This window comes from Bacillus canaveralius (assembly GCF_002860125.1).
Lineage (GTDB): Bacteria > Bacillota > Bacilli > Bacillales > Cytobacillaceae > Bacillus_BJ > Bacillus_BJ canaveralius.
On record NZ_PGVA01000004.1, the window covers coordinates 270,230 to 288,501 of the forward strand.

At 42.4% G+C, this 18,272-nt stretch carries 20 protein-coding genes; 19 read left to right on the forward strand and 1 reads right to left on the reverse strand.

Annotation, left to right across the window (positions count from 1 at the left end):
- Nucleotides 1-5: 5 nt before the first annotated feature.
- The 6 genes from CU635_RS03485 to CU635_RS03510 all read left to right on the forward strand — a co-directional run bounded on the left by CU635_RS03485 (nucleotide 6) and on the right by CU635_RS03510 (nucleotide 5,568).
- A complete protein-coding gene (locus CU635_RS03485; RefSeq protein ID WP_101575774.1) occupies nucleotides 6-464 on the forward strand; it encodes a YpbF family protein in 459 nt (152 codons plus the stop codon).
- A 132-nt stretch (nucleotides 465-596) separates the two neighbouring features.
- The gene (locus CU635_RS03490; protein WP_101575775.1) at nucleotides 597-1,229 is read left to right on the forward strand and encodes a CBS domain-containing protein; all 633 of its coding nucleotides are present in this window, start codon (nucleotides 597-599) and stop codon (nucleotides 1,227-1,229) included.
- A gap of 168 nt (nucleotides 1,230-1,397) precedes the next feature.
- Nucleotides 1,398-2,162: a metallophosphoesterase gene (locus CU635_RS03495; protein WP_101575776.1), complete on the forward strand. Its 765-nt coding sequence runs from the start codon at nucleotides 1,398-1,400 to the stop codon at nucleotides 2,160-2,162.
- Between the two features lie 103 nt (nucleotides 2,163-2,265).
- Nucleotides 2,266-2,850, forward strand: a complete 585-nt coding sequence (locus tag CU635_RS03500; RefSeq protein WP_101575777.1) for a genetic competence negative regulator — start codon at nucleotides 2,266-2,268, stop codon at nucleotides 2,848-2,850.
- A 340-nt stretch (nucleotides 2,851-3,190) separates the two neighbouring features.
- The gene (locus CU635_RS03505) at nucleotides 3,191-4,468 is read left to right on the forward strand and encodes a Glu/Leu/Phe/Val family dehydrogenase (protein ID WP_101575778.1); all 1,278 of its coding nucleotides are present in this window, start codon (nucleotides 3,191-3,193) and stop codon (nucleotides 4,466-4,468) included.
- 125 nt (nucleotides 4,469-4,593) lie between these two features.
- Nucleotides 4,594-5,568 carry a YpdA family putative bacillithiol disulfide reductase gene (locus tag CU635_RS03510; protein WP_101575779.1) on the forward strand — a complete coding sequence of 325 codons (975 nt, stop codon included), beginning with the start codon at nucleotides 4,594-4,596 and terminating at the stop codon, nucleotides 5,566-5,568.
- Between the two features lie 34 nt (nucleotides 5,569-5,602).
- On the opposite strand, the gene CU635_RS03515 is transcribed toward CU635_RS03510, so the two are convergent.
- Nucleotides 5,603-6,574, reverse strand: coding sequence for an asparaginase (locus CU635_RS03515; protein ID WP_101575780.1), 972 nt, complete (start codon nucleotides 6,572-6,574; stop codon nucleotides 5,603-5,605).
- Nucleotides 6,575-6,685: 111 nt separating this feature from the next.
- Here CU635_RS03515 and prsW point away from each other — a divergent pair, with 111 nt between their 5' ends.
- From prsW to der, 13 genes are all read left to right on the forward strand, one after another.
- Nucleotides 6,686-7,375 (forward strand): glutamic-type intramembrane protease PrsW, encoded by a 690-nt coding sequence (prsW, locus tag CU635_RS03520; protein ID WP_101575781.1) that lies wholly within the window; start codon nucleotides 6,686-6,688, stop codon nucleotides 7,373-7,375.
- Nucleotides 7,376-7,469: 94 nt separating this feature from the next.
- Entirely contained in the window at nucleotides 7,470-8,330 is an 861-nt protein-coding gene (gene sleB / locus CU635_RS03525) for a spore cortex-lytic enzyme (protein ID WP_101575782.1), read from the forward strand.
- A gap of 13 nt (nucleotides 8,331-8,343) precedes the next feature.
- Entirely contained in the window at nucleotides 8,344-9,693 is a 1,350-nt protein-coding gene (gene ypeB, locus CU635_RS03530; protein ID WP_101575783.1) for a germination protein YpeB, read from the forward strand.
- Nucleotides 9,694-9,962: 269 nt separating this feature from the next.
- A complete protein-coding gene (locus tag CU635_RS03535; protein ID WP_101575784.1) occupies nucleotides 9,963-10,622 on the forward strand; it encodes a flagellar brake protein in 660 nt (219 codons plus the stop codon).
- A 63-nt stretch (nucleotides 10,623-10,685) separates the two neighbouring features.
- A complete protein-coding gene (locus CU635_RS03540) occupies nucleotides 10,686-10,865 on the forward strand; it encodes a YpfB family protein (RefSeq protein WP_101575785.1) in 180 nt (59 codons plus the stop codon).
- A 203-nt stretch (nucleotides 10,866-11,068) separates the two neighbouring features.
- Nucleotides 11,069-11,743, forward strand: coding sequence for a (d)CMP kinase (cmk, locus tag CU635_RS03545; RefSeq protein ID WP_101575786.1), 675 nt, complete (start codon nucleotides 11,069-11,071; stop codon nucleotides 11,741-11,743).
- Nucleotides 11,744-11,745: 2 nt separating this feature from the next.
- Nucleotides 11,746-12,327, forward strand: coding sequence for a lysophospholipid acyltransferase family protein (locus CU635_RS03550; protein ID WP_101575787.1), 582 nt, complete (start codon nucleotides 11,746-11,748; stop codon nucleotides 12,325-12,327).
- Nucleotides 12,328-12,668: 341 nt separating this feature from the next.
- The gene (rpsA, locus tag CU635_RS03555; RefSeq protein WP_101575788.1) at nucleotides 12,669-13,808 is read left to right on the forward strand and encodes a 30S ribosomal protein S1; all 1,140 of its coding nucleotides are present in this window, start codon (nucleotides 12,669-12,671) and stop codon (nucleotides 13,806-13,808) included.
- 12 nt (nucleotides 13,809-13,820) lie between these two features.
- A complete protein-coding gene (gene fni / locus CU635_RS03560; protein WP_101575789.1) occupies nucleotides 13,821-14,879 on the forward strand; it encodes a type 2 isopentenyl-diphosphate Delta-isomerase in 1,059 nt (352 codons plus the stop codon).
- Nucleotides 14,880-15,075: 196 nt separating this feature from the next.
- Nucleotides 15,076-15,684, forward strand: a complete 609-nt coding sequence (locus tag CU635_RS03565; RefSeq protein WP_101575790.1) for a YphA family membrane protein — start codon at nucleotides 15,076-15,078, stop codon at nucleotides 15,682-15,684.
- Nucleotides 15,681-16,553 carry a YIEGIA family protein gene (locus CU635_RS03570; RefSeq protein ID WP_101575791.1) on the forward strand — a complete coding sequence of 291 codons (873 nt, stop codon included), beginning with the start codon at nucleotides 15,681-15,683 and terminating at the stop codon, nucleotides 16,551-16,553. The genes CU635_RS03565 and CU635_RS03570 overlap by 4 nt, the downstream gene beginning before the upstream one ends.
- Before the next feature lie 20 nt (nucleotides 16,554-16,573).
- Complete coding sequence (locus tag CU635_RS03575; RefSeq protein WP_101575792.1) at nucleotides 16,574-16,759, forward strand: capping complex subunit for YIEGIA; 186 nt, start codon at nucleotides 16,574-16,576, stop codon at nucleotides 16,757-16,759.
- A 187-nt stretch (nucleotides 16,760-16,946) separates the two neighbouring features.
- Nucleotides 16,947-18,257, forward strand: coding sequence for a ribosome biogenesis GTPase Der (gene der, locus CU635_RS03580; RefSeq protein WP_101575793.1), 1,311 nt, complete (start codon nucleotides 16,947-16,949; stop codon nucleotides 18,255-18,257).
- Nucleotides 18,258-18,272 lie beyond the last annotated feature (15 nt).

Here is an 18,272-nt window from a genome sequence, read left to right on the forward strand (position 1 = left end):
ACGTGTTGGAAACACCGATCAAGATGCTCGACGACAAGACAGATGAGACTACCAAGCAGATGCTTCAAAGTGTTGTAAAAAGGAAAAGAAAATTCGACCGCTTTAAATTTCGGCATTTAATTGTCATGTGGCTGACCATTTGTTTTGCTTTTCTTTATCTCCTCTATTTGTATGAGTCGGTGCTCCAGCCGTATTCATATTCGTTTGCTTCAATGTTTTCGGCGTTTGTCAGCAACTCGGTTAATTTTTACTGTTTAGTGTTTGTGTTCGGAACATATGGGTTAATGAATTTGTTAAGAGAAAAGCGTGAAAAGGCTGAAAAAGAATTCCATGCGTTAAGATGTGAAATTATCGATAAGAGCAAGGATTTATGGAAGAAAGAACAAGAATGGAAATCGCGGCATCTTGTTTTTGAAATGATGAAAAAAAATTATGATATTAACTTGTATCACGAAAACAAATAACAATGTCTCATTTTTTTGGACAGTTTGTAAAAAAACTTGAACATGTCACAAATAAACTGCACAGAAAAAGGGATTTTTCTGCGCGTAGAGAATATATAGTTATGTCGAATTTTATTATTAGAGGTGATAAGCATGTTTGTAAAAAGCATCATGATTCCGAAGTATAAATGTTATTCGATTCAACACGAAGAAAGTGTAAGAAATGCTCTGAATATGCTGGAAGCCCATCAAATTGACGGCCTGCCTGTCCTGAATGGTGATAGTTACGCAGGGGTTATCACAAGAGCATCGATCTATCAAAATTTCTTTATTTCCGGAAAATCAAAAGACGATTTTTTGGAAACTACATTTGTGAAAGATATCGCAACCCACCAGGAAAAATTTTTAGAAGGCCAGGAAATTTTTGAAACTACTTTGTTACAATTAAAAAATTTTCCCCTTCTTGCTGTGGTCGATGAAAAGAGGGAATTTCTTGGAGCGGTCACGAGGTTTGATGTCATGGAACAATTTCAAAGCGCATTTGGCATGCATAAACCGGGCGTGAGAATTGCCTTTACTTCCGTTGAAACAGAAGGAAGGATTGCCCGGCTTGCTGAAATAGCCCATCATTTCCATGAACATATCATTTCACTGGTGACCTTTGATGAAACCGATAAGCTTGTCCGTCGAATTGTAATGAAAGTGGAAAAGAAAGATAATATCGACAAATTCGTTAAAAAACTGGAATCATCAGGATTCCGGATTTTAGATATTGTCGAAGACTAACAAATGACCAGGTCGCTTAATTCCAGTGTCAAAAGAAAATCCCTTTTCATACTAAAGTATGGAAGGGATTTTTGTTGATCGGATCATCAAATGGATTACTGCTTGCAGGCCTTATTATGGTATGATTTTAAATAAAACTCAGGGAAGATCAGGATTTCAGGAGGAATTATGGATTTTATCTGGATCATTGTCGCAGCCGGCGTCGGCTTGCTTTTGTATATGTGGAAAGAAGCTTTTTCGGACAGGGTTATCAAACACGAATTATCTTTCGTTGATTTTCCAAAAAGCTTTGGTGCAGTAAAAATCTTCTTTATATCGGATGTCCACCGCCGTTTGATCACAGATGCGTTAATGGAGAAAGTGGATGAATCCGTTGATATTGTCATTATTGGAGGCGACCTTGCTGAAAAGGGCGTTTCAATAGACCGGATAAAGCAGAATCTGACTAAATTAAAAAAGCTGGGGCCCGTCTACTTTGTGTGGGGAAATAACGATTACGAACTGGATCATCACCAGCTTGATGCTGTGCTGCTTGAATCAGGCATAAAAATTTTAGACAATACAGCTGTTCAGTTTGAATCCGCAAACGGTGAAACCATTCAGTTGCTGGGCGTCGACGATCCAAGCATAGGACGGGACCGTCTCGATCTTGCACTCAAGGATGCAGGCAAGGATGTCTTTAAAATTCTGGCAAGCCATAACCCGAACATTAGCAGGAAAATAGACGTTCAACATAATATTCGCCTTGTGCTTAGCGGGCACACTCATGGCGGCCAAATCCGCATCCTTGGTTACAGTCCGTATAAAAAAGGCGGAATCAGGGATTTGGCGCAGACGAAGTTATTTGTCAGCAATGGATATGGAACCACTGCTTTACCGCTCCGGCTTGGTGCCAAAGCAGAAACGCATCTAATAACATTAAAAAGCGAATGACGTTGAAACATATCCAGCAAGAGCCAATAAGAAACAACTCACCAACCTCTGAATATTTCATAAACTAAAATTAAGAGCTTTGTTCATAGCAGGGGGCATGGTCATGCGCTTAGAACGATTAACAAGCAACAAAATAAAAATATTTTTAACCTCGGACGATTTAACTGAACGAGGTTTGTCAAAGGAAGATATTTGGCTGGACTCTTTGAAGTGGCATCAGCTTTTTCATGATATGCTGGAGGAAGCAAGCGAAGAGTTTGGAGTTGATTTCCATGGCTCTGTAGCAGTAGAAATTTTTTCTCTACAGGCCCAGGGAATGATCATGATTGTAACAGTCGAGGAACAAAGCGAGGAAGAAGAATCCCTTAGCGACAGCTTTATTGAAATGCAAGTCATGGCCGAAGACAGTGACAATATTCTTTTTGAATTTGCGGGTATAGAGGTGGTTATTCAGCTCGCAAGCCGTCTTGCTGCCATGAAAATCACCGGCGGAAGCTTATACGCCTTTAATGATTATTATTACTTACTTATGGATGAACGCTCGATCACGGATGCAAACCAAATCATTCCGATCCTCGCGGAGTATGGGAATCCGTCGTTAACGACAATTCATAGACTGCAGGAATACGGGAAAGAAATTATATTAGAAAAGGCGGTTGAAACGCTTGTCCATTATTTTGAAAAATGAACAAGCGATTGCCGCTTTTTCTTTTTGACTCATCATTTAAGAGGGAGATGGGCACACATAAATTAACGATAAAATATTATTTTCTAATAACTTTTGGTGGAGCTACAATTCGTTTTGAAAAATGAATAGACAGTTGTTTTTGTTCATTGCTGAAGGGAAAACAGTTGATATAATGTGGTCAATAATTCCTTTAAACACTTGAATTGATAACGCTTTCAATGAATAATCAAAATATGCCGAAAAGTAGGTTTTTCTTCTTGCATAAATCAAGCAAAGGTGTATACTTTTGAATGAAAGCGGACTGCATCCGCAAAAGTGATTTTTTTAGGAGGTTTATGGAATGGTAGCCGAGAAAGGCACGACCCATATAAATGATAAAGACAAGCATGATGTTTTAAAGTCAACCCAAACTGTCATACATAAAGCTCTCGAAAGGCTTGGATACTCTGAAGAGGTTTATGAATTATTGAAAGAACCGATTCGGATGATGACTGTGAAAATCCCGGTTCGGATGGATGACGGTTCTGTAAAAATCTTTACTGGCTACCGGGCCCAGCATAATGACGCAGTCGGCCCAACCAAAGGTGGGATACGCTTTCATCCGAATGTAACAGAAACTGAAGTTAAAGCTCTTTCAATTTGGATGAGCTTAAAATGTGGAATTGTTGATTTGCCATATGGCGGCGGAAAAGGCGGAATCGTCTGCGATCCGCGCGATATGTCGTTCCGTGAGCTTGAACGCTTAAGCAGGGGATACGTCCGGGCCATCAGCCAGATTGTCGGGCCGACAAAAGATATTCCTGCTCCGGATGTGTTTACAAATTCGCAGATCATGGCCTGGATGATGGATGAATACAGCAGGATTGATGAATTTAATTCACCCGGCTTTATTACAGGCAAGCCACTCGTACTGGGAGGGTCGCACGGCCGTGAATCAGCTACGGCAAAAGGTGTAACGATCTGTATAAGAGAAGCGGCCCAGAAGAAAGGCATCAAGCTGGAAGGCGCCAGGGTGGTCGTTCAGGGGTTCGGAAATGCCGGAAGTTACCTCTCAAAATTTATGAATGATGCAGGCGCTAAAGTTGTTGGGATCTCTGATGCTTATGGCGGTCTGCATGATCCAAACGGTTTAGATATTGATTATCTGCTCGATCGCCGTGACAGCTTTGGAACTGTAACAAAATTATTTAATAATACGATAACAAATAAAGAGCTGCTTGAATTGGATTGTGATATTCTTGTTCCGGCTGCCATTGAAAACCAAATCACGGAAGACAACGCCTATAATATAAAAGCAGCGATTGTTGTTGAAGCGGCAAACGGGCCAACTACATTGGAAGCTACCGAAATTTTAACCGAACGGGGAATCCTCCTTGTCCCGGATGTGCTCGCCTCAGCCGGCGGTGTTACCGTATCTTATTTTGAGTGGGTTCAGAATAACCAGGGATACTATTGGACAGAAGAAGAAGTGGAAGAGAAATTAGAAAAAGTGATGTGCAAATCGTTTAATAATATTTATGACACAGCACAGAACCGCCGTGTTAATATGCGCCTCGCGGCATATATGGTCGGAGTAAGGAAGATGGCGGAAGCGAGCCGCTTCCGGGGCTGGATTTAGCTAGCGGCATCACCGCCGAAAGACAAGCAATCGTTCGATTTGTATAAAATGATAAAATCTCCTATCATGAAAAGATAGGAGTTTTTTAATACTCCAGCCGAAGTGTTTTTAAGGAGTGAACATAAGTGAACAAAGAAAATGCGATTATTGTTGGCGGCGGGCCGTGCGGTTTGTCAGCGGCGATTGCGTTAAAGGAAATTGGTCTAAACCCTCTTGTGATCGAAAAAGGAAATATTGTCAATGCGATTTACCATTATCCAACCCATCAAACGTTTTTCAGCACAAGCGAAAAACTGGAAATTGGCAGCGTGCCATTCATAACAGAAAATTATAAGCCGAAGCGAAATCAGGCCCTTTCCTATTACCGGGAGGTTGTGAAGCGAAAAGAACTTCGCATCCATTCTTTTGAAAAGGTGGTCCAAGTCAGTCAACGCAGCGAGCAGGAATTTGTGATTGAAACGGATAAATCGGTTTACACGGCTCCTGTTGTCATCGTGGCAACAGGCTATTATGATCATCCTAATTATCTGAATATACCTGGGGAACAGTTACCGAAGGTTGCCCATTATTTTAAAGAAGCCCATCCTTTTTTTGATAAAGACGTTACCGTTATCGGTGGTAAAAATTCAAGTGTTGATGCAGCGCTCGAGCTTGAGAAGGCGGGAGCACGGGTTACAGTTCTGTACCGTGGCAGCGAATATTCACCGAGCATCAAACCATGGATTTTGCCGGAGTTCGACTCATTAGTCCGAAATGAAAAGATCAAAATGGAATTTGAAGCACATATAAAGGAAATCACGAAAGATGCCGTCATCTACACGAAAAACGATCAAGATCATACAATCAAAAATGATTTCGTGTTTGCGATGACGGGGTATCATCCTGACCACAGCTTTTTGACCAAAATGGGCATTAACGTCGACGAAGAAACGGGCAGACCACATTTCAACCCTGACACGATGGAAACCAATGTGAAGGGCATTTTTATTGCAGGTGTGATCACAGCTGGCAATAATGCAAACGAAATTTTCATTGAAAACGGACGCTTTCATGGCAGCATGATTGCAGAAACTTTAAGGAATAGAGGCTTACCTTCTTGAAACAAGCTGCTCAGCATGTGCGGAGCAGCTTTTCCTATATCTGAAACATCGCTTCAATTTTTTCTTTATTGCCAGTATGGGTTAAGCCGATCATTAGCTTGATCCGTGCTTTTTGGCCATTTAATCCATTTGAGAAAATGATTCCGAGCTTCTTCAGGTGCTTGCCGCCCCCTTCATAGCCATATACATCCTGAGCAATGCCGTTGAAGCAGCGAGATACAAGAACGATCGGAATCCCGCTTGCAAGCAGCTTTTCTATTCCTTCCAGAGTAGCAGGTGGAAGGTTGCCCTGGCCAAGCGCTTCAATCACTAAACCGTCAACATTCATTTCACTGACCGCAGTCAGCAGAGTCGAGTCCATTCCGGCATAGGCTTTTAAAAGAATAACTTGCTTTGATATATCCTTTATATCGTAGCATTCCCTTCTTGTTGGTGCGTGATGGAATAAAACGCCCCTTTTCGTCACCATGCCGATCGGGCCAAACTGTGGGCTTTGAAAAGTAGATACGTTACTAGTATGCGTTTTTGTGACATTTTTGGCGGTGTGAATTTCATCATTTAATACAACCAATACACCTTTTCCTTTTGCTTCAACACTGGCTGCTGTTTTAATCGACGACATTAAATTATATAAGCCGTCCGAGCCAATTTCGTTGCTGGACCTCATTGCCCCGGTGATCACAATTGGTACTTTAGCTGTGACAGTGAGTTCTAGAAAATAAGCTGTTTCCTCTAATGTATCTGTTCCATGTGTAATGACGACACCATCGATTGCTCTTGCAGAACAAGTTTTTTCAATTAATTTTTTTAATTGGAGCATCTCTTTTATTGTTATATGGGGGGAAGGCAAGCGGAATGGCTCTTCAATTATCAGGTTTGCCATGCTGGATAGCACGGCGGTTTTCTCAATGAGCGGGTTGTTTTTTTCCGGTTTAACTGAACCTGCAGCGTCCTCACTCATTGAGATGGTCCCGCCTGTGTGAATAACAAGGATATTTTTTTTCATTGTTAGTTCCTCCCCAGTAATTCATTTCTGTTTGTCTAGAAGCAAGAATTGATTTTCATTCCTCTAATTACATGATACGATTAAGGAAACAGATTGAAAAGAGGACAGCTCATGCTGGGAATTTTATCGGCCGGGATAGCGCCCGGTTTAGCGCTGTTAAGCTATTTTTATTTAAAAGACCAATATGGAACTGAGCCTTTGTCAATGGTTTTAAAAACGTTTGTTTTTGGAGCTTTGCTCGTATTTCCGATTATGTTTATCCAATATGTGTTAGAAGCAGAGCACATTGTTCAATCGGGATTTGTTTCGGCATTTTTTTCGACAAGCTTGCTTGAAGAATTTTTCAAGTGGTTTGTATTATTCTATACTGTGTATAAGCATGTTCATTTCGATGAACCGTATGATGGAGTGGTCTATGGGGCTTCTGTATCTCTCGGGTTCGCGACTGCAGAAAATATTATGTATTTAATTGCCAATGGCCTCGAGCACGCGCTCGGCCGCGCCCTTTTACCTGTATCAAGCCATGCCTTGTTCGGGGTCATAATGGGCTATTATATTGGAAAAGGGAAGTTTTCTGCTAACTCAAATAAAAAATGGATTATTTTCTCCCTTTTTACCCCGTTTTTTCTCCACGGTACCTATGATTATATCCTTCTTTCCCGGGATAACTGGACGTCTTTTATTTTTCCGTTTATGATTTTCCTTTGGTGGCTCGGCCTGCGCAAGGTAAAAATGGCAAGAGCACTAAGCACCCAATACGTAAAGGCCCAATATGATATTCCAAAAACCTTTCAGCCATGATGAAGGGTTTTTTTCCTTTTTTGAATAAAAATCCTACCACTACAAAAAATAGGGTCAATGCTTAAAAGTAGTTATACATCTGGGGGTAACTGTGATGAAAAAGAAGTTATTATCCGTTAAGGTATTGATGTCCTTGTCCCTATGTATTCTGATTCCAACGGTCAGCCACGACCAAAACGCGGCTGCCTTTACAAATCAAGTAATACAGCATGGGGCTGTAGGGGAAGATGTGATTGAGCTGCAATCAAGGCTGCAGTATATCGGTTATTACAACGGTGATATTGACGGGGTTTTTGGGTGGGGAACATACTGGGCAGTCCGAAACTTCCAATATGAATTCGGGCTTCCGATCGACGGGCTTGTTGGACAGACAACGAAGAACAAATTGGTAAAAGCATCCAAGTATAATGAAAAGTTTGTTAAGCAGCAAATTAATAAAGGAAATAAATTCTCCCATTATGGAGGGGTAGACCTTAACAAACAAAAGAAGCCTGGGGCTCAGGGAGGCGGACAAGCTCAGCCTCAAGCACCCGCTGGCCAGTCAGCTCCAGCACCTGCCCGGCCGGCCCAGCCTACGGCAGCCAATGTGCCAAATGGTTTTTCACAAAATGATATCCAACTGATGGCCAATGCGGTTTATGGCGAAGCAAGGGGCGAATCATATGAAGGGCAGGTTGCGGTCGCAGCAGTTATTTTAAACCGGCTTGAAAGTGCATCATTTCCGCATACGGTTGCAGGCGTCATTTTTGAACCGCGGGCGTTCACGGCTGTAGCGGACGGACAAATCTGGCTGACACCAAATGAACAGGCGAGGAAAGCCGTACTTGATGCAATTAACGGCTGGGATCCAAGCGAAAATGCCATTTATTACTTTAATCCTGATACGGCAACATCGGGATGGATATGGACAAGGCCGCAAATAAAACAAATCGGAAAACATATTTTCTGTCGATAGGGGTGAAAAGAATATGATTAGAAATATACTGATTGGTGTGCTCGCCGTGGCAGTAGCAGGGACAGCATTCTGGGGGTACCAGGAGCATCGGGAAAAAAACGCTATCCTGGTTAACTCGGAAAATAACTATCAGCGCGCCTTCCATGATTTAACCTATCAGATCGATTTATTGCACGATAAGATTGGTACAACATTAGCGATGAATTCCCGAAATTCATTGTCTCCGGCTCTTGCAGATGTCTGGAGAATTACATCTGAAGCACACACCAATGTCGGGGAGCTTCCGTTGACAATCCTGCCATTTAATAAAACCGAAGAATTTCTTTCGCAAATCGGAGACTTCAGTTATCAGACAGCGGTTAGGGACCTGGAAAAAGAACCGCTCTCCGATAAAGAATATGCAGCGCTGAACAATCTTTACGGTCAATCGGCGGATATTCAGAAGGAACTCAGAAAGGTCCAACATATGGTTCTTGCAAACAATTTGCGCTGGATGGATGTCGACATGGCGCTTGCCTCAGGAGACGAGCCTGATGACAATACGATTATTGATGGGTTCAAGACAGTGGAGAAAACGGTTGAAGGATATTCGGAAACAGATTTCGGACCTGCCTTTGTCAATATGCAGGAAGATGACAGAAACTTTAATCGTTTGGAAGGTCCGAAGATCAATGAGAAGAAGGCTGTCCAAATCGCCAGACAATACACAGGAATGGGCAAGGATGTTAAGGCCAAGGTAACGGAAAATGGAGACGGCTCGGAGTTCGGCTTTTACAGTGTTTCCATGGAGGATAGACGGAGCAATCTTGAAGCAACCATGGACGTAACAAAAAAAGGCGGCCATCCAATCTGGTTTATGGTTAAACGTGATGTTAAGAACCAGAAAATCAGCTTGAACGAAGCTAGCAACAACGCAGCCAGGTATTTACAAGACAATGGCTTTCAGAATCTCGACCTGTTTGAAAGCTCCCAATATGATAACGTTGGTGTGTTAACTTTTGTTACAAGCCAGGATGGTGTCAGAGTATACCCGGACAGTATCAGGGTCCAAGTCGCTATGGATAACGGACAAATAATCGGTCTTTCTGCCGAGGATTATTTACGATCACATCAAACGAGGGAAATGGCCGCTCCTGTCCTGACTGAAGAGGAAGCAAGGGCAAAAATTAATCCAAATGTAGAGATTATGGAGAATCGCCTTGCTGTTATAATGAATGACCTTAATCAGGAAGTCCTTTGCTACGAGTTCTTGGGAACTCTTGGTAATGATACGTACCGAGTTTATATTAATGCTGAAAGCGGAGACGAAGAGGAAGTGGAGAAGCTTCATAATGCGGAAGCAACCTATGAGGATGTCGTTTGAAAGGAAAGTCTGAAAAGGCTTTCCTTTTTCTCTTTGAAAAGTTTTTCTTAAAAGCTGCGAGCTTCTTATTATGAGTTCGTTTCACAATGTAATATGTTAAAAAGAAAAAACGAACGAGGAAGAGTATGCCATAGGAAACGAATAATACTATGTTAATTTTAAATAACTGTCCGTTTTTCAATTAAAGAATTGCTTTATGAAATTCATTCTTTATAATAAAAATGGAAAGATTATCTTTTCATTCTCCTTATAAGGGAAGTGTAGACAATATGCTAAAGATTGGTGATGTAATTATTCTTGAGCCCAGTTACTCGGGTGATTCAGAAAAGTACAAGTGTAAGCTTGTCGATCGATCAGGTGAGGACTTATACATAGATTACCCAATCAATATGAATACAGGGAAAACAGTATTCCTGCTTGATGGGACACAGCTAAAGGCAAGTTTTGTGGCGGAAGAGGGCACTGTTTATTTATTTGACTGCGAAGTGAAAGGAAGGGTGAAGCAAAAGATTCCGATGCTGAAATTGCGCTATCCCGGAAAAGAGCATCTTGTAAAAATCCAGCGGCGACAATATGTCCGCATTGAAACTCTGGCAGATGTGGCGGTGCATCCTTTAAACGGAGAATTTCCGCCATTTACGACGATTTCAGATGACATAAGTGCCGGCGGCGCGGCAATACTTTCCGGAACAGGTGTCAGCTTGCACGAGGGACAGCATATCAATACTTGGTTCGTTTTACCGATGCAAAGCGGCGAATACCATTATCTTAATCTGAAAAGCAAGATCGTCAGAATAGCAGCAACCGGCCCTAACAGAAACAGAATTTCGCTGCAATTTATCGATATATCCGGCCAGGAAAGGCAGATGCTGCTAAGGTTTAGTTTTGAAAGACAGCTTGCCTTGAAGAAAAAAGGTTTGCCCTTATAGAATAATTTAAATCGAAGGCTCCGATACTAGAAGAATAGAACATCATTTTAGGGGCTAGATAGAATGAAAACATTTGAAAGAATTTTGATCAAAATTATCATTGTCCAATTCTTTTTTCTGATCGGAACACAAATTTTTATCCACAGCTTTAATATACTTCCTGAAATAAAGCAGCTTGCCGAATATGAAGGGGTCAGTGAAAGTAACTTTACGAAGTTGATTGAAACTTTTAATGGAGAGTAAAAAGCAGGGACTGCCCTGCTTTTTTGTATATAAAATTTAAAAAATTCATTGGATGACGATTTAAGAGGAGCGATTGTTCATCTTATGGTAAAATAGAACCGATTAATATTTTTATACGTCCGGACACAGCTCTATTCTTTGTGGATAGTGGAGATCCCGGCCGTCACTATCATTTTTGAATGGAACGCTTTTTAGGAGGAAACATGAACAAACAGATTCGAATTGCTATTGATGGACCTGCAGCGGCAGGAAAAAGTACGGTTGCAAAAATCGTTGCGGAAAGGCTCGCATACCTTTATATAGATACTGGTGCGATGTATCGGTCCCTTACATATAAGGCGATAATCAATGACATCGATTTACATAATGAGAATGCTTTAGTGGACATTCTTCACAATACGGAAATCGAACTGGTTCCGGAAGCGGGCGGACAGCTGGTCTTTTTGGATGGCAAGGATGTCACAACAGAAATCAGGAAAGACGTTGTCACGAATTCAGTGTCAATTGTCGCGAAGCACCGTGCGGTCCGGGAAGAAATGGTCAAACGTCAGCAGAAGTTTGCAGTTGGTGGCAGTGTTGTCATGGATGGCCGGGATATTGGCACCCATGTCATCCCCGATGCTGAGGTTAAGGTATTTCTGCTTGCAAGCGTACAAGAAAGAGCCGAGCGGCGTCACCAGGAAAATCTCGAAAAGGGATTTCGCTCCGATTTAGAAAAATTAAAAGAGGAAATCGCGGCAAGAGATAAGCTTGATTCCGAACGGGAAGTGGCTCCGTTAAAAAAAGCGGAGGACGCTGTGGAAATTGATACAACGTCGCTCTCAATTGAAGAGGTTGTTGAGAAAATCATGGTACTGGCCAGGGAAAGGATTGGGTGACCATGAATCTATATAGCTTTGCAAAATCGCTTATTTACGTTCTGCTGAAGCCTGTTTATCGTTTTGAAGTAATTGGAAGGGAACATTTTCCGAAAGAAGGAGGGGTGTTACTTTGTGCAAATCATATCGACAATCTCGATCCTCCTGTAGTTGGCATTAATGCACCCCGCCCGGTGCATTTTATGGCGAAAGCCGAGGTTTTTTCCGTTCCGTTACTGGGAAAGATCCTTCCCCGTGTAAACGCCTTTCCGGTAAAAAGGGGAATGAGCGACAGGGAAGCGTTGCGTAAAGGCCTGGCAATCTTAAACGATGGCCATGTTTTAGGATTGTTTCCAGAGGGAACAAGAAGCAAAACAGGGGAATTGGGAAAAGGTTTGGCCGGAGCCGGTTTTTTTGCGCTTCGTTCCGAGTCAGCGATTGTCCCATGTGCGATTATCGGCCCTTATAAACCTTTCAAACGACTGAAGGTTGTATACGGCAGACCGGTCGATTTTACAGAAATAAGAAGAAACAAGGCTTCCGCAGACGAAGCAACCGAATTGATCATGGCGGCGATTCGTAAACTAATTGAAGAGCATAAATAGAGGTTCATACTTGACAAAAGTACTCATTTGTAAGAAGTTAGGTAAAAGAGTTTTTTTAAAAGTTTATAAAAATCTATAAACTTTTTAAATTGGTTGGGCGTCTCAATTTCCAGGCTCCGACGTACAGGATGTACCATTGCCGACGACGCCACAGGACGTAGCGCTTTAAGTCGGGGAGCGCTGTCGCGGTTGAGCGATAGGAAAAAGCGGCTTTTGACTTTTTCCGCAAGGTCGTCCGCTTTTCTAATTCTTTAGTCATTTTTGAAAGCTCGGTATTAAATGCGGTACTACTGCATTTCGAATAAATTTTTGAGCAGTCATTGGATTAAGGAGGAGTACATATGACAGAAGATATGAATAATGTTGAGGTTACAAACTTTGAAGTTGGCGATAAGGTAAAAGCTCAAGTAACAAAGGTTGAGGAAAAGCAGGTGCTTGTTCATGTTGAAAACAGCAAGCTTGATGGAATTATCCCGATCAGCGAATTATCAAGTCTGCATGTTGAAAAAGCTTCAGATGTAGTTGCTGAAGGAGACGAACTCGAACTTGAAGTATTAAAGGTCGAGGAAGAGGCCTTGATCCTGTCGAAACGAAAGATCGATGCCGGGCAGGCATGGGAAAACCTTGTGAAGCGATTCGAAAGCGGCGAAATATTTGAAGCCGAAGTAAAGGATGTTGTTAAGGGCGGACTTGTTGTCGACCTCGGTGTCCGGGGTTTTGTACCGGCTTCGCTTGTTGAAGCACATTTTGTAGAAGACTTTTCCGATTATAAGGGCAAGCAGCTTACATTTAAAATTGTTGAGCTCGATCGCGACAAGAATAGATTGATTCTTTCCCATCGCGCAGTAGTTGAAGCAGAAAAAGGAAAACAAAAAGAAGAGCTGCTCGAGTCTCTTCAACCCGGCCAGGTTTTGGATGGTACGGTCCAGCGCATAACCGATTTTGGAGCTTTTGTTGATATCGGGGGAATTGACGGCCTTGTCCATATTTCCCAGCTGTCACATGAACATGTTGAAAAACCATCCGATGTTGTCGAAGAAGGACAGCAGGTAAAGGTAAAGGTACTTAGTATCGATCGTGATAATGACCGAATTTCGTTATCGATTAAAGAGACTTTGCCTGGGCCGTGGGCGGATATTGCTGAAAAAGCCCCTAAAGGAAGTACGCTTGAGGGGACTGTCAGGCGTCTTGTCTCTTACGGCGCATTTGTCGAGGTTTTTCCGGGCGTGGAAGGACTTGTTCATATATCGCAAATTGCCCACAAGCATATTGGAACGCCTCATGAAGTATTAAAGGAAGGCGAGCGCGTCCAGGTCAAGGTCCTCGATGTCAATGAGCAGGAACAGCGCTTATCTTTGAGCATTAAAGACCTTCAGGAAAGGGATTCTTATGATGCCGGGGACTATGAGCTTCCGGAGGAATCCAAAGGCTTTCAGCTTGGTGAAATGATTGGCGATAAATTAAAGAATTTGAAAAATTAATGGTGATAATCTTTGTCGAGATCAAAACGAAAATGGGACCATGTTCAATTTGCCCTGAAAACGGGGCAGGAACGCAGCAACGGTTTTGATGATATTCAATTCGTCCATCAAAACTTGCCGAGTGCATCTGTTAATAATATCGGTTTAAACACGCAAATTGGCGAACTTTCTTTAAGTTCGCCAATTTTTATCAATGCCATGACTGGCGGCGGTGGTGAGAAGACATTAGAAATTAACCGGAAGTTGGCAATTGCAGCCAAAAGGTCCGGGATTGCAATTTCCATGGGTTCGCAAATGTCTGCGTTGAAGGATCAGACTGAGCGTAAGACATATGAGATCATTAGGAAGGAAAATCCGGACGGAATCGTTTTCGGCAACATTGGCAGTGAGGCAACTGTCGAGCAGGCCCAGGCTGCTGTGGAGATGGTTGCCGCTAATGCGCTGCAAATTCACTTAAATGTTATTCAGGAGCTGACAATGCCCGAGGGAGATCGCGACTTCCGCGGTGCTTTGCGGCGAATCGAAAAAATCATTCAGCAACTGCAAGTTCCGGTCATCGTGAAAGAAGTCGGTTTTGGCATGAGCGGGGAGGCCGTTGCACAGCTTGCTTCTATCGGGGTAGCCGCAGTGGACGTGGGCGGATTTGGCGGTACTAATTTTGCAAAAATCGAAAATGAGCGCAGGGAAAGGCTGTTAAGCTTTTTTAACAGTTGGGGAGTACCGACCGCTGTATCGATTGTCGAAGCCAAACACGCAGCCGCATCTGTTCCGATCATTGGTTCGGGAGGAATCCAGAACAGCTTGGATGTTGCAAAAGCAATTGCTCTAGGTGCCGATGCTGTTGGAATGGCCGGGTTTCTATTAAAAATTCTGTTCGAAAACGGGCTTGAAGCACTGATCGATGAGATCGCAATCATCCATCATGAGCTGACGTTGATGATGACTGCATTAGGTGCAATAAATATTAACGCATTGCAGAAAGCACCGCTGATTATTTCGGGAAACACTTTCCACTGGCTGAATGAACGCGGCATAGACACAAAAAAATACAGCCAGAGAACGCTTATGTAAAGAAAGCTTTGGTTTATGCCGAAGCTTTTTTCTATTGAAAATCCAACCAGCCCGCTTCAGGTCTTGACCTGCTCCTTCCCTCCGCATTTTTCTTCCCCCTATATCACACACATATGATTCACACCAGAAAATTAAGTGCTGAAAGATTAAATCACATATTCTTTACCCATACTGGAAACGATAGGGGGGTAAAGGGATGGAAGGAATAATATTTTATTGGATTTCCTGGCTTATCTGGATTTTGGCAACCTTTTTTCTGAAAAAAGAAAATCGATATCGGTTCAGAATATCATTAGCAATGCTAATTGCAATCATGCTTTCGACTGCACAGTTTAGCCTGTTCGGATTTAGTTTTTACTGGGCACCTGTGGTTTTGCTCCTTTTTGTTTATTGGGAGATAGCCAAATTGAAAAAAGGACAGTTGGCCTATTATATCATCTGCGCATTGATTGTAACGCTGGCGTATGTCAGTTTTTTGCTGTTTGAATTATTTGATCCAGTCTGGGTTCTATTCGACCGCAAGCTCATGCTTGGCTTTATCATCGTTTATTTAATTGTTGTGCTTTACGAGGATATAAAGATGAGAATCTGTATCTTACTTTCAGGAGCTTTTCATGGCGAGGTCGTATTCGCGTTAATTATAAAAAAGCTGGCTATCAATTACAAAATCGGCGCACTGGAATTTTTAGATCTTGTCGCCCTGGCAGCAGGTGTGCTTTTGGGCTGGAACGGATTAAAATATGCGATCCTCTTATTAGAAAAGACAGTAAGTCAGTTTGAAAGGGAGAAACAAAAAACCTCATGAACGAATACACACTACCGATTATATTTGGGGTTGCCGCCGGAACTTTAAGCCGTATTTACATGCTGAGAACAGATTATCGGCAATATCCAACCTATCTTCACGGAAAGATTATTCATATTGCACTTGGCTTTATAGCTGCCGGGTTGGGAGCCGTTGCCATTCCTTCCATTATGGAGGAAGAGTTTACGGCCGTTACTTTTTTAACTCTCGCAGCTTCGCAGTTCCGTGAAGTCCGCAATATGGAAAGAAATACGTTATCTGAGCTTGACGGTTATGAATTGGTGCCCCGGGGTAAAACGTATATTGAAGGAATTGCTGTTGCATTTGAAAGCAGAAACTATCTTGTTATTTTTACCTCACTAATCAGTACCTTTGCGTATATCGTTTTTAATATTTGGGCGGCACTGCTGACCGCTGCAGTTGGCCTGATCATCTGCCGAAAATTGATGGCCGGCGGCAAGCTCAAGGATATTGTTGACATCAACTATACTCAGCTGAGGTTTGAAGGTGCCGGCTTATATATTGATAATATTTACATCATGAATATCGGGCTTCCTGAGCGACAGAAAGAGATTTTACGGTATGGGATGGGATTTATTCTGAAGCCGAAAAACTTTAATGCAAGGTCTACGATTGCAAATTTGGGCCAGCGCCAGGCCGTCCTTCATGACGTATCGACCGCACTTGGCGTTTATCGCGATTCAGGAACTCCTGCGCTTGTCCCGCTTGCAAAAAGGGATCTGGATGATGGAAGAGTTGGTGTGTTTGTTTTACCTCAGGAAAAGAATATTGAAAAAGCGATCCGGATCATCGGTGAGGTTCCGACTCTGGAAAATGCGATCAGAATGCCTTCGGAAAGAAAGGAATAACAGGAAGGACGAAACAGCTAATGACGCATGAAAAAATGATTATGGCTGTGATTACGACCAATCCAAAGAAGGTTCCAAGCGGACTAGCGGTTTTTCATTGTGATTCTGGCGAAGAGTTGACAGTCATAGCAGAGAACCTTGAGGCAATTCTCGACGGAATTGCCCACAGACTTACGGATGAACTTTATGTGATCGTCAGACATTGATTGTTCTTCCAACTTTTATTTGCTAGGTTGTAATCACTTTGATAAAATAGTGAAGCTAGACCCTTCTCTTGTCAAGAAGGGTTCTTTTACTATTTATCAAATTTAAGGATTTTCTTGATTTTTAGCGAGTACACGGTTCTTAATTATAACTAATATTAGAATGCACGGATAAGAAAGGGTGGAATTGATGGCGAAACCAGTCGTAGCGATCGTCGGGAGGCCAAATGTCGGAAAATCTACGATCTTTAACCGAATCGCCGGTGAAAGAATTTCAATTGTGGAGGATATTCCCGGAGTAACCCGAGACAGGATTTACAGCTCGGGAGAATGGCTTACTCATGATTTTAGTATTATTGATACAGGTGGCATAGATATCGGCGAGGAACCATTTTTGGAGCAGATTCGCCAGCAGGCTGAAATTGCAATTGATGAAGCCGATGTCATCATTTTTTTAACGAACGGCAGAGAAGGGGTAACAGCAGCGGACGAAGAAGTCGCGAAAATACTGTATAAATCAAAAAAACCGGTTGTTCTCGCTGTAAATAAAGTCGACAATCCGGAAATGCGCGCCCAGATTTATGATTTTTATTCGCTTGGTTTTGGCGAGCCATTCCCGATTTCAGGTACACATGGTCTTGGTTTAGGAGATCTACTTGATGACGTTGCCAAGCATTTTCCAAAGACCGATGACCAGGAATATGATGATGATGTGATTAAATTCTCCTTGATCGGGCGTCCGAATGTTGGCAAGTCATCACTCGTCAATGCGATCCTTGGTGAGGACAGAGTAATCGTCAGCGATATTGCAGGTACGACAAGGGATGCAATTGATTCGACATACACGTATAATGGAGAAAAGTATGTCATTATCGATACAGCTGGAATGCGCAAAAAAGGAAAAGTATATGAAACAACAGAAAAATACAGTGTCCTTCGTGCATTAAGAGCAATTGAACGTTCAGATGTCGTTCTCGTTGTGATTGACGGGGAAGAGGGAATTATCGAACAGGACAAACACATTGCCGGCTATGCACATGAGGCGGGACGTGCTGTTGTAATCGTTGTGAATAAATGGGACGTCGTTGAAAAAGATGAAAAAACAATGAAGGTATTTGAACAAAAAATTCGCGACCACTTTTTGTTTCTCGATTATGCACCGATTGTTTTTTTATCTGCGAAAACGAAAAAACGGATCCATACATTAATTCCGATGATTAATATGGCCAGTGAAAACCATTCCTTGCGAGTGGATACGAGCGTTCTGAATGACATCATTATGGATGCTGTGGCGATGAATCCTACTCCAACCGATAAAGGACGAAGATTAAAAATTTACTATACAACCCAGGTTTCTGTTAAGCCGCCGACATTTGTTGTGTTCGTGAATGACCCGGAATTGCTTCATTTTTCATATGAACGATTTTTGGAAAACCGGATAAGGGATGCGTTCGGTTTCGAAGGAACACCGATCAAAATATTTGCAAGAGAGCGCAAGTAGATCGGGAGGAACGAG

What these genes read in the sequence shown, in the direction of transcription:
- CU635_RS03500 (WP_101575777.1), top strand. Translation starts at nt 2,266, where the DNA reads ATGCGCTTAGAACGATTAACAAGCAACAAAATAAAAATATTTTTAACC.
- sleB (WP_101575782.1), top strand. Translation starts at nt 7,470, where the DNA reads ATGAAAAAGAAGTTATTATCCGTTAAGGTATTGATGTCCTTGTCCCTA.
- CU635_RS03575 (WP_101575792.1), top strand. Translation starts at nt 16,574, where the DNA reads ATGACGCATGAAAAAATGATTATGGCTGTGATTACGACCAATCCAAAG.
- CU635_RS03565 (WP_101575790.1), top strand. Translation starts at nt 15,076, where the DNA reads ATGGAAGGAATAATATTTTATTGGATTTCCTGGCTTATCTGGATTTTG.
- CU635_RS03515 (WP_101575780.1), bottom strand. Translation starts at nt 6,574, where the DNA reads ATGAAAAAAAATATCCTTGTTATTCACACAGGCGGGACCATCTCAATG.
- der (WP_101575793.1), top strand. Translation starts at nt 16,947, where the DNA reads ATGGCGAAACCAGTCGTAGCGATCGTCGGGAGGCCAAATGTCGGAAAA.
- CU635_RS03540 (WP_101575785.1), top strand. Translation starts at nt 10,686, where the DNA reads ATGAAAACATTTGAAAGAATTTTGATCAAAATTATCATTGTCCAATTC.
- rpsA (WP_101575788.1), top strand. Translation starts at nt 12,669, where the DNA reads ATGACAGAAGATATGAATAATGTTGAGGTTACAAACTTTGAAGTTGGC.
- ypeB (WP_101575783.1), top strand. Translation starts at nt 8,344, where the DNA reads ATGATTAGAAATATACTGATTGGTGTGCTCGCCGTGGCAGTAGCAGGG.
- CU635_RS03490 (WP_101575775.1), top strand. Translation starts at nt 597, where the DNA reads ATGTTTGTAAAAAGCATCATGATTCCGAAGTATAAATGTTATTCGATT.
- CU635_RS03550 (WP_101575787.1), top strand. Translation starts at nt 11,746, where the DNA reads ATGAATCTATATAGCTTTGCAAAATCGCTTATTTACGTTCTGCTGAAG.
- CU635_RS03505 (WP_101575778.1), top strand. Translation starts at nt 3,191, where the DNA reads ATGGTAGCCGAGAAAGGCACGACCCATATAAATGATAAAGACAAGCAT.
- CU635_RS03570 (WP_101575791.1), top strand. Translation starts at nt 15,681, where the DNA reads ATGAACGAATACACACTACCGATTATATTTGGGGTTGCCGCCGGAACT.
- prsW (WP_101575781.1), top strand. Translation starts at nt 6,686, where the DNA reads ATGCTGGGAATTTTATCGGCCGGGATAGCGCCCGGTTTAGCGCTGTTA.
- CU635_RS03535 (WP_101575784.1), top strand. Translation starts at nt 9,963, where the DNA reads ATGCTAAAGATTGGTGATGTAATTATTCTTGAGCCCAGTTACTCGGGT.
- CU635_RS03495 (WP_101575776.1), top strand. Translation starts at nt 1,398, where the DNA reads ATGGATTTTATCTGGATCATTGTCGCAGCCGGCGTCGGCTTGCTTTTG.
- cmk (WP_101575786.1), top strand. Translation starts at nt 11,069, where the DNA reads ATGAACAAACAGATTCGAATTGCTATTGATGGACCTGCAGCGGCAGGA.